This is a genomic window from Kriegella aquimaris, assembly GCF_900103215.1.
Classification (GTDB): Bacteria; Bacteroidota; Bacteroidia; order Flavobacteriales; family Flavobacteriaceae; genus Kriegella; species Kriegella aquimaris.
Map to the genome: position 1 here is coordinate 1 of NZ_FNGV01000028.1, position 10,335 is coordinate 10,335.

General features: G+C 40.7%; 5 protein-coding genes. All 5 read left to right on the forward strand.

Features of this window, described 5'->3' with window-relative positions; genetic code table 11:
• On the forward strand, nucleotides 1-1,110 hold a 1,110-nt coding region (locus tag BLS33_RS24360; protein ID WP_143017690.1), incomplete at its 5' end, for a T9SS type B sorting domain-containing protein.
• Nucleotides 1,111-1,133: 23 nt separating this feature from the next.
• Complete coding sequence (locus BLS33_RS24365; protein ID WP_089895925.1) at nucleotides 1,134-2,087, forward strand: PorP/SprF family type IX secretion system membrane protein; 954 nt, start codon at nucleotides 1,134-1,136, stop codon at nucleotides 2,085-2,087.
• Between the two features lie 11 nt (nucleotides 2,088-2,098).
• Nucleotides 2,099-4,036, forward strand: a complete 1,938-nt coding sequence (locus tag BLS33_RS24370) for an OmpA family protein (RefSeq protein ID WP_089895930.1) — start codon at nucleotides 2,099-2,101, stop codon at nucleotides 4,034-4,036.
• A gap of 383 nt (nucleotides 4,037-4,419) precedes the next feature.
• Nucleotides 4,420-8,874 carry a beta strand repeat-containing protein gene (locus BLS33_RS24375; RefSeq protein ID WP_089895927.1) on the forward strand — a complete coding sequence of 1,485 codons (4,455 nt, stop codon included), beginning with the start codon at nucleotides 4,420-4,422 and terminating at the stop codon, nucleotides 8,872-8,874.
• A gap of 470 nt (nucleotides 8,875-9,344) precedes the next feature.
• On the forward strand, nucleotides 9,345-10,335 hold a 991-nt coding region (locus BLS33_RS24380; protein WP_218129650.1), incomplete at its 3' end, for a hypothetical protein.

Sequence of the window (10,335 nt, forward strand, 5' to 3'; positions counted from 1 at the left end):
GACGATGACGGTGACGGTATCGATACGCCCGATGAAGATGCCAACAATGATGGTGATCCTACGAACGACGACACAAATGATGATGGTACGCCAGACTATCTAGATCCAGAAAACAACGGTCCTGATACCGATGGTGACGGCGTGCCCGATACCGCAGACCTTGATGATGACAACGATGGTATATTGGATACGACCGAGGATCCAAACCTTGATGGGGACAATGATCCTTTGACTGACCCTATAGACAGTGATGGTGATGGCTTCCCCAACCATCTGGATATCGATGCCGATAACGATGGAATTCCCGATAACGTAGAAGCTCAGACTACGGAAGGCTATATTGCACCCAACAATGATGATACTGCTACCTATGCATCGAATAATGGGGTGAATTCAGCCTATCCTTCAGGGCTTACGCCCAATAATCATGACGGTACCGATACGCCTGATTATATTGATTTGGATAGTGATAACGATTTGGTCCCGGATAACAATGAGGGGAATGATTTCAACTTTGACGGTATTCCTGACAATAAGATGACCGGCGGCGATGACGATAGCGATGGTCTTGATAATGGTTATGAGGGAACGAATGCCAATGATGGTTTTGATGTAAACGACGAGATCGACGATCCGGCGAACGACCTGCCCGATACCGATGGTACTGAAGATGTCAACTATCGAGACTTCGATGATGACGGAGACGGTATCGATACGCCCGATGAAGATGCAAATAATGACGGAGACCCCACGAACGATGATACCGATGCTGATGGTACACCAGACTATTTAGATCCAGATACCGATGCTACGATTGAGGTACTGCAATTGATAACACCGAATGGCGACGGCAAGAACGAGTTTTTATGGATAAATAATGTTAATATAGTTCCTGACAATTCCCTTAAGATTTTCAATAGATGGGGTGTGGCCGTATATGAAGGGGAAAATTACAACAACCAAAATAATGTTTTTGACGGTAGGTCAAGAGGACGAAGCACATTGAGTGCCAACGACTATCTTCCGGCAGGTGTTTATTTTTATATATTTGAATATAAGAAGGGGCGTGAGACTATTACCGATAGTGGATACCTATACATTAGCAAATAACCGATTACCTATTTGAATCTTTTATGATAAATAGAAAGAATTTTATTGTACCCGTATTATTATTGATAGGCCTTGTTCAGAGTATGTATGGCCAACAAGATGCACAGTTCACACAGTATATGTACAATACAATGAGCGTAAACCCGGCCTATGCCGGTTCACGAGGCCAATTTAGTGCCGCAGCATTATATAGGGCACAATGGGTGGGTTTGGAAGGTGGACCCAAAACTCAAACCTTGAACCTGCATTCACCCATAAGAAATAGCAAGTTGGGTTACGGGTTGTCCATATTCAATGACCAAATTGGCGATGGCGCGGTTCAAGAAACATACATCGATGGGGTGATTTCGTACACGATTGATGTATCTCTGGAAGGAAAATTATCCTTTGGGCTTAAAGTGGGTGGAAATCTATTGAATTTAGATTTGGAATCCCTAAGCAAAAAGGATCAGGAATTTGTGGCGGGTGATAACATAGAAAATAAATTCGCTCCTAACTTTGGTTTAGGGGTCTATTACCATTCGAACAAATTCTACGCCGGCCTTTCGGCTCCGAATCTGGTGGAAACGGAGTACTTTGATAGATCAGGCGATGATGCGAATGCCGTTAATTTTCTATCCAAAGAGCGTATAAATTTTTACTTGATAACAGGCTACGTAATTGATTTGAATAATAATTTCAAATTCAAACCCGCATTATTGACCAAGATGGTGGGCGGTGCGCCTTTGCAAGTCGATGTTTCGACCAATTTTATGTATAACGACAAGTTTACTTTTGGCCTAGCTTATAGATGGGATGCCGCTTTGAGCGCAATGGTCGGTTTTCAAATCTCGGATCAGTTTATGTTAGGCTTAGCTTATGATAGAGAGACCACGGCATTGGGAGGCACACAGTTCAATGACGGGTCTTTTGAATTTTTCTTACGGTTTGAATTGGCCAAATCATTTCAAAAATTGGTGTCACCTCGTTTCTTCTAAAGTACATGGATATGTTAAAAAGAATAGGATTATTTTTTATTTTGTTTGTATTTCTAGTTCCAAAAGGTTGGTCCCAGGAAAAACTAGTTGCAAAGGCAAATGAAAAATATGATGAGTATTCATTTAGTCCAGCGATAGATATCTATAGCCGTGTTTTAAAAAAGGGGTATGTTTCCGCTGACCTTTTAAAGAAACTTGGTAATGCTTACTACTTTAATGCGGATTATATGGAGGCCGCTGAAACTTATAAACGTTTGGTCGACAACTACCCCGACGAGGTTAGTGCCGAATATTATTTTAGGTATGCACAAACCCTAAAGACCTTGGGAGACTACGGTCATTCTAACGCCATTATGGCAAAATTTACAGAGGCCACTACCGATGATATAAGGGCTAAAGCCTATAAAAGCGAAAAAGAATATTTAGAAGATATCAGAAAAAATTCGGGCAGATATAACCTCGAAAATTTTGAGTATAACTCCCCTTATTCTGAGTTCGCACCTTCTTTTTATAAAAAAGGCTTGATTTTTTCCTCGGATAGGGATACAGGAAATCTAGCGCGTTATAGGCATACTTGGAACTCTAAAGACTTTCTTGATTTGTATAAGGTCAATGCCGACAGCACATCCATGAATTTTGTGGCCAAATTAGGAAAAGGGGTGAATACCAGATTGCACGAATCTACCTCGATTACCACCAAAGATGGAGAAATACTCTATTTTACCAGAAACAACTTCAAGGAAGGTAAATATATCAAAGACGATAAAGGTATTATTCGACTGAAAATTTTTAAAGCTACATTGGTCGATGGAGTTTGGGGGGATGTTGAAGAACTTCCTTTTAATAGCGATAAATACTCTGTGGCTCACCCCGCGTTGAGTCCAGATGAGCGAACCTTATATTTTGCTTCTGATATGCCAGGAAGTCTTGGGGCTTCTGATATTTTTAGGGTGTCCATTAATGAGGATGGTAGTTTCGGAACTCCTGAAAACTTAGGGAACAATATAAATACAGAGGTAAGGGAAACTTTTCCATTCGTTACCGAGAATGAAATATTGTACCTGTCTTCCGATGGGCACCCCGGTTTAGGCGGTTTGGATGTTTTTGGGACAAAAGTTGCCGATGGAAAATTTGACAATCCTGTTGTCAATGTTGGGGCACCGATAAATAGTAGTATGGATGACTTTACATTTATCCTTGATGATGTATCCCAAAAGGGATATTTTGCCTCCAATCGTCCAGAAGGGCAGGGTGCCGATGATATCTACGCTTTTACCCAAACCACTCCTTTGATAGTTGATTGTAATCAGACCATAACGGGCACAGTGCGCGACAAAATTTCCAATGAACCACTTGTGGGGGCTACGATCAAGGTTATAGACGAGAGCAATGAAGAAATTTATGCTACCATAACAGATTCTCAAGGTAATTATAAACTAAGCATAGATTGTAATCAAGGAAATTTCGTTCGGGCGCTAATGGAAGGTTTTGTGCCTGAAGAAGATTACCTTTCAAAATCGGATGGAAAGCCTCAGATTGTCGATTTTTATTTAGAAAGAGATACCGTGAATGCTGGGTTTGGTGATGATCTTGCCAAATTGCTGCAATTGAGCACGATTTATTTTGACTTTAATAAATACAACATCAGAAAAGATTCGGAAATTGAAGTTGAAAAGGTAATCGTAGCTATGGAAAAATATCCGAGCTTAAAAATCAAGGTCAATTCACATACAGATAGTAGGGGAGAAGATGCATACAATCTTTGGTTATCGCAGAAAAGAGCTGAGTCTACTGTAAATTATATGATAGCAAAAGGTATTGCTAAAAGTCGCCTCACTAGTGAAGGTTTTGGTGAGACCAAACTAGTGAACAAATGCCGTAATGGCGTGGCATGTTCCAATGCAGCACATGAATTGAACCGAAGGTCTGAATTTATTATAATACAGTAAATCAATATAATTTCATAAAAAGCAACTCTTTTTGAGTTGCTTTTTTTTTGACCTGTCCACAATCCTTTTAAATGTAGGGGTTATTCGATAAACGGCCTTCTTTTTTTTGAATATCGTTTCTTCAAGGGTAAGCAAACCGCAAGTTTTTCAATATACGTACAGGTTATGGGTGCATACACAACAATTTTTATGTTTTGACTAGCTACCGACATATTTTTGTTATAAGTGTTTTATAATTAATGCCTTAAAGTGCATAGGTGTTTGAAACCATTCTTTTTAACCCAACCATGACCTACACAAGAATTAACCGTTTCTTTCCGAGACTAAATCTAGACTTTACCTTAGCGCTAAGATTTTCTGTTAAAGCTTTACTGTGCTTTGGTATGATGAGTTTATCCACTAATTGGGTGGCAGGCCAGGAGACGTATAGAGATAATTTTTCCTCCGTCAATTATGGCAATAATAATGGTTCTTTGAATTTTTCAACGGATTGGATCGAAACGGGTGATACTGATGGAGGTCCCTCCAGCCAATATATAAGAATTAGTAGTAATAGGCTTGAGTTGTATTATCTATACTCTGAAACAATTCGAAGATCAGCCGATTTATCTGGCGCTTCTACTGCAACATTATCTTTTAACTGGCAGGCTATAAGTCTTGGGGGTAACAGGTCATTGGCTGTACAGGTTTCAAATAACGGTGGGGCGAGTTATGCTACAGTAGGCACTATCACGGGAAATAATTCATCCGGTACCTTCAGTGAAGATATTTCAGCCTACATTTCGGCTACTACAACGATTAGGTTTAGAAAATCGAATTCGAACTGGAGGAATGATGATTATGCCTTTATAGATAATCTGCAAATTTCTGCAACATTCCCGGCACCAATACCTATTATAGAGGTAGATGATGTTACGGTTGATGAAGACGGCGGTAATGCGATTTTTACGGTTTCCCATACAGGTACGAATGCAGCAGGGGCTTTTACGGTGAATTATCAAACCATTAATGGCAGTGCAAATGCAGGTAGTGATTATACAACAACAACTGGTGTTTTGAATTTTAATGGTAATTCCGGGGATACGGAAACTTTTTCGGTACCCATTTTAGACGATGCCACAATAGAAAACGCCGAAGACTTTACAATTCAATTTTTAGCTGTTTCCGACCCTACTGTCGATATCACCGATACTGCGATAGGCACCATAGTTGATGACGATGCACTTATTATGATCGATGGTGGTAGTGCTACTTCCTGTAGTGATATCTTTTTTGATCCAGGCGGACTCTCTAATTATTCAAATAACGAAGATGTAACCTATACCATCTGTCCAGATACTGCAGACACCTATATTAATATCAACTTTTCAACTTTTGAGGTGGTGTCGGGCGATGTCTTGTACATATATGAGGGAACCACAACGGGGGGTACATTAATTGGGCAATATGATAGTGCAAACATACCTACAGCTATAAATTCGTCACATGCTTCTGGCTGTCTAACGTTTAGGTTTACTTCAAATGGGGATACCACTGGAGCAGGCTGGGAAGCAGCTGTAAATTGTTTTCCTGAAGGGCCAATTATTATCATCGATGATATTTCTTTTGATGAAGATATTGGTAATGCCGTCTTTACGGTAAGGTCGACGAGAGCGGCTCACGGTACCAATGTATTTTTACTTGGGTTTGTGAATCAATCTTTTACGGTAGATTTTCAGACAGTTGATGGCTCCGCACTTGCGGGAAGTGACTATACGACAACATCAGGGACACTCACTTTTACTGGGGCATTGAATAATGTGCAAACCATATCGGTTCCCATTGCTAACGATGGTGTACCCGAGTTCGCAGAAGATTTTACCATTGAATTTACGGGAGCCAATGCGCAATATGCAACTGTTAATTATACTGATACAGGGATTGGAACAATAAACTCCCAGATTCTCGCAAATGATCCATTGACGTTATTTCAAGAATTTGACGGTTATTTTGATTATACAACTACAGGTGGTTCATTAAGAACAAGTGGTAATGGAGGTGATCCTTGCGCTATTACTACTTCCTCGACTAATAGATTAGTATCCCCAATACCAAATACAGCTGCGATTGAAAGGGCATATTTATATTGGGCACATTCAAATACGGTACGAGATGATAACGTCACATTTGAAGGGCAAAATGTTTCAGCTAATTTTCTATATCAGACCTCATTGACCAATAGAAATTTTTATGGTTATGTTAGTGATGTAACCTCAATTGTGGCGGCGATTCCAAACATTTCGACCAATGATTTTGATTTTAGTGATTTAGACATTGACAATACAGGAAGTTATTGTAGTACTGCGACTGTCCTAGGAGGTTGGAGTTTAATTGTTTTTTATGAGGATCGCTCCTTACCGGCAGTTAATATCAACTTGTATCAAGGTTTTGATGGATTGAGTAATGATGGAAATTCATTTACATTAGATTCCTTTTATGCCATTGCAGGTGCAGGCGCAAAATCTACGTTTTTATCATGGGAAGGTGATCCGGATTTGGCTTCTGGTGGAGCAAATCCTGAAAGATTAACTATTACCAATCAAGCGAATACCACCTCAAATTTGACGGGTGATGGGGGGCAAACAGGTACGAATGCATACAATTCCACAATTTATGACAATACTGTAGGCCCTGTTTATAATACAAGTAATATTTATGGCGTAGATTTAGACACTTATGATATTTCATCATTTATTTCCCCAGGAGATAGTCAAGTGACCGCCAATGTAAATGTAGGTCAAGATTTCGTTATTTCTGCAGCGGTAGTACTCAAAGTACCTTCTAACTTGATTGCTGGCCGTGTATTTGAAGATGTAAATTATCCTGGCGGGGCAGGAAGAGATCAGGCTACTTCTGGCGGAATTGGTATTTCAGGCGCAATTGTAGAACTATTTGATTCCTCTGGAAATTTTTTGCAAAGAAAAACCACTAATATAACAGGTAATTATTCTTTTGGGGGTATGGCCGATGGTGATTTTAATGTCAAGGTTGTAAACTCCACGGTTCGTTCGAATAGGAATAATGGATTAAATTGTTCGGCATGTTATCCTATTCAAACTTTTAGAACCTATAGTGATGTTGATAGTAACCTGTTCGAGGTAATCAATGAAATAGGAGGTGCTAACCCTAATGCCACGCAAGATGTAGCACTAGGCATAATAAATGGCGCACAAAGTGTGTCAACAGTTTCAGTTGCGAGTAATGGAGTCGTTGATATGGACTTTGGATTTAACTTCAGTACTGTAGTCAATACAAATGATGCCGGACAAGGTTCTTTGGCTCAATTTGTAGTCAATTCTAATAATTTAGGGGAGACAATTTTAGATATTGAGCCAAACTCAATATTTGACCCAGCAGCAGAAGAAGATGTTTCCATTTTTATGATTCCGCCTACAGGTGATCCTTTGGGTAGAACAGCCGATACTAATTTCTCAGGGGGCATATTTGATATTTCCATATCAAATATAAACACGATAACACCAATAACTGGTACCAATACAAGTATTGATGGAAGAACCCAAACGGCTTATTCAGGAAATACGAATTCGGGAACCGTTGGTTCTGGCGGCACAGTGGTAGGTGTTTCTGCTAATTCATTACCAAATTTTGATCGTCCCGTGATACAAGTTCATAGAAATGATGGCGATGTCTTGGAATTACAAGGCAACAATACCTTGATAAGGGGCCTTTCCATATATGCTGACAGTAACGCAGGCATACTCGTCAGTGGTGGCTCTTCAAATATAATCGGAAATTTACTGGGCGTTAATGCTTCAGGGGTTGCAGCGGGAAATATTGACTATGGCGTTGAAATCGTAGGCGGTACGACGACAATCGACGGTAACTACATTTCAGGGAATACAGACGAAGGAGTTCTAATAGACGGCGGTACCTCGGTATTGGTCCAAAATAACCATATAACCGAAAATGGAAACACGGCTTGTTCAGATAACATTCGAATCGAGGGAGGCAGTGGCATTGTGATTCAGGGTAATTTGATCGAGAATGCAGCGGCCTTAGGTATTGATGAAAATGGAAGCATAGGCGATATACAGATTTCTGACAATACTATAGTGGGGTCAGGACAAAATGGTGGTGATTGCTCAGGTCTCGTTAAGAGCGCAGGTATTCGATTAGAAGGCAATAACTCTGTAGTTAACGATAATATTATAACTTCGAATGGTGGTGCAGGTATCGTACTGGTAGGAGGCAATACCAGTGGTAATCTCATTTCTCAGAACTCGATTTATGCCAACGGTACAATTACGGCTTCGCTCGGTATCGACATTGACCAAACCAATCAAATGGGAGACGGAGTAACCTTAAATGAAACGGGAGACGCCGACAACGGTCCCAATGGAGTAATTAATTTCCCTATAATTTCAGGTGTTTATATATCAAGTACGAATTTAACTATTGAAGGATGGTCAAGACCTGGTGCTACCATTGAACTGTTTTTGACCGATATAAGTGAAGGAAGTGCTGTTGCGGGAGACAATGAATTGGGAAAGACCACCGACTATGGTGAGGGTCAGGCCTACTTGGCCAGTTTTGTTGAAGGTAGTGGTTCAGATCTATTATCAGATGCTACCGCTTATCTCGATGAAGATGGAAATGTTGATACGACAAACAAATTCAAATTTACAATACCACTTCCGCCAGGAGTTATAAAGGGCAATTTAGTGACCAGTACGGCTACCATCTCTAACTCAACATCTGAATTTTCGCCTATGAGTATCATCAAAACCTATACGGTGATAACCAATCGAAGAATTACATATAGAATAAAGAAGAACTGATTTTCCGCACGTTAAATAGTAAAAATTTTCCTACTTTATCTCATTCGTTAAACACCACTATTATTGGGATGATCGACAAAATAACTATCCAAAAATTGAGATTTTTTTTAACTAATACTTCACAATAGTTGCTTTATACATTACAATTTAGTATGTACACAACATTTATTTCCTAATGGTATAGCTAAGGTTAATTTTGTATTGTGTAGAAGAATTTTTCAGACTGGGAAACCGTAATGGAAAATTTGATACGCCCCCCAAGTATAAATAACTTAACCGAACCTATGGTAGTTTTACCACTAAAAGTATGCTGTTTTCGGTCTGATTCCCAGGCTACTTTCAAAACAGACTCCCACAATCATATTTCAATAAGTTATTCTGTACAAGACGATTACTTCGGAATTTCCGGTCAAAGGAAATCTTGAAGTAGTCATAAGACACATAAAAAGAGGTTTTAATTCATAAGAGTCATGAATAATAGAATTTTAATAATATTTTTTCTTTTATTATCTGGAACTGTAATGGCACAGACCACTGTGACTTTACAGGATCAATGTAATTGTGAGGTGCTAAGCGGCACTCAGGTTACAGCTGCAGGAATGCTTACTCCGGCTGGAGCTGACATGGGTGATATTTACGTAAATACCGATACAGGTACTATTTATTTCTGGGACGGTGATTCTTGGGAACTGACTTCTTCCGATGACCAACAACTTCAGGTTTTTGGGTTCAACCCCGCAACCAATGAATTAACGCTGACACTTGAGAATGGAGGAACCTTCAATGCTGATTTAAGTAATCTTACAGGAGATGGAAATATTACATCTACTACAATTGATGTGGGTGGAGATAGCAATGCTTTATTAGGGAATGTAACTTTAGAAATTGGCGCCGATGCGGTGACCAATGCAAAACTGGCCGACGACGCGGTCCAGACGGAAAACATATTGAACGGGACCATCCTCAACGAGGACCTGGCCGATAGTTCGGTCGATACGGACAAAATTGCGGACGGCACGATCCTTACGGGCGACATCGCCTCGGCGGGCAACGACCTGGTACTGGTAACGGATGCCGTGGGCACTGTAGCCTGGGTATCGCGCGCCTCCTTCGAGTCGATCGCGGATCAAGTGACCATTACGGGCATCGGTACTGCCGGGGACCCTTTCAAGGTAGAGGACCTTTCCATCGTAACGGCCAAATTGGGCGCCGATGCGGTGACCAATGCGAAACTGGCCGACGACGCGGTCCAGACGGAAAACATATTGAACGGGACCATCCTCAACGAGGACCTGGCCGATAGTTCGGTAGATACGGACAAGATTGCGGACGGCACGATCCTTACGGGCGACATCGCCTCGGCGGGCAACGACCTGGTACTGGTAACGGATGCCATCGGTACGGTAGCCTGGGTATCGCGCGCCTCCTTCGAGTCGATCGCCGATCAAGTAACGATTACGG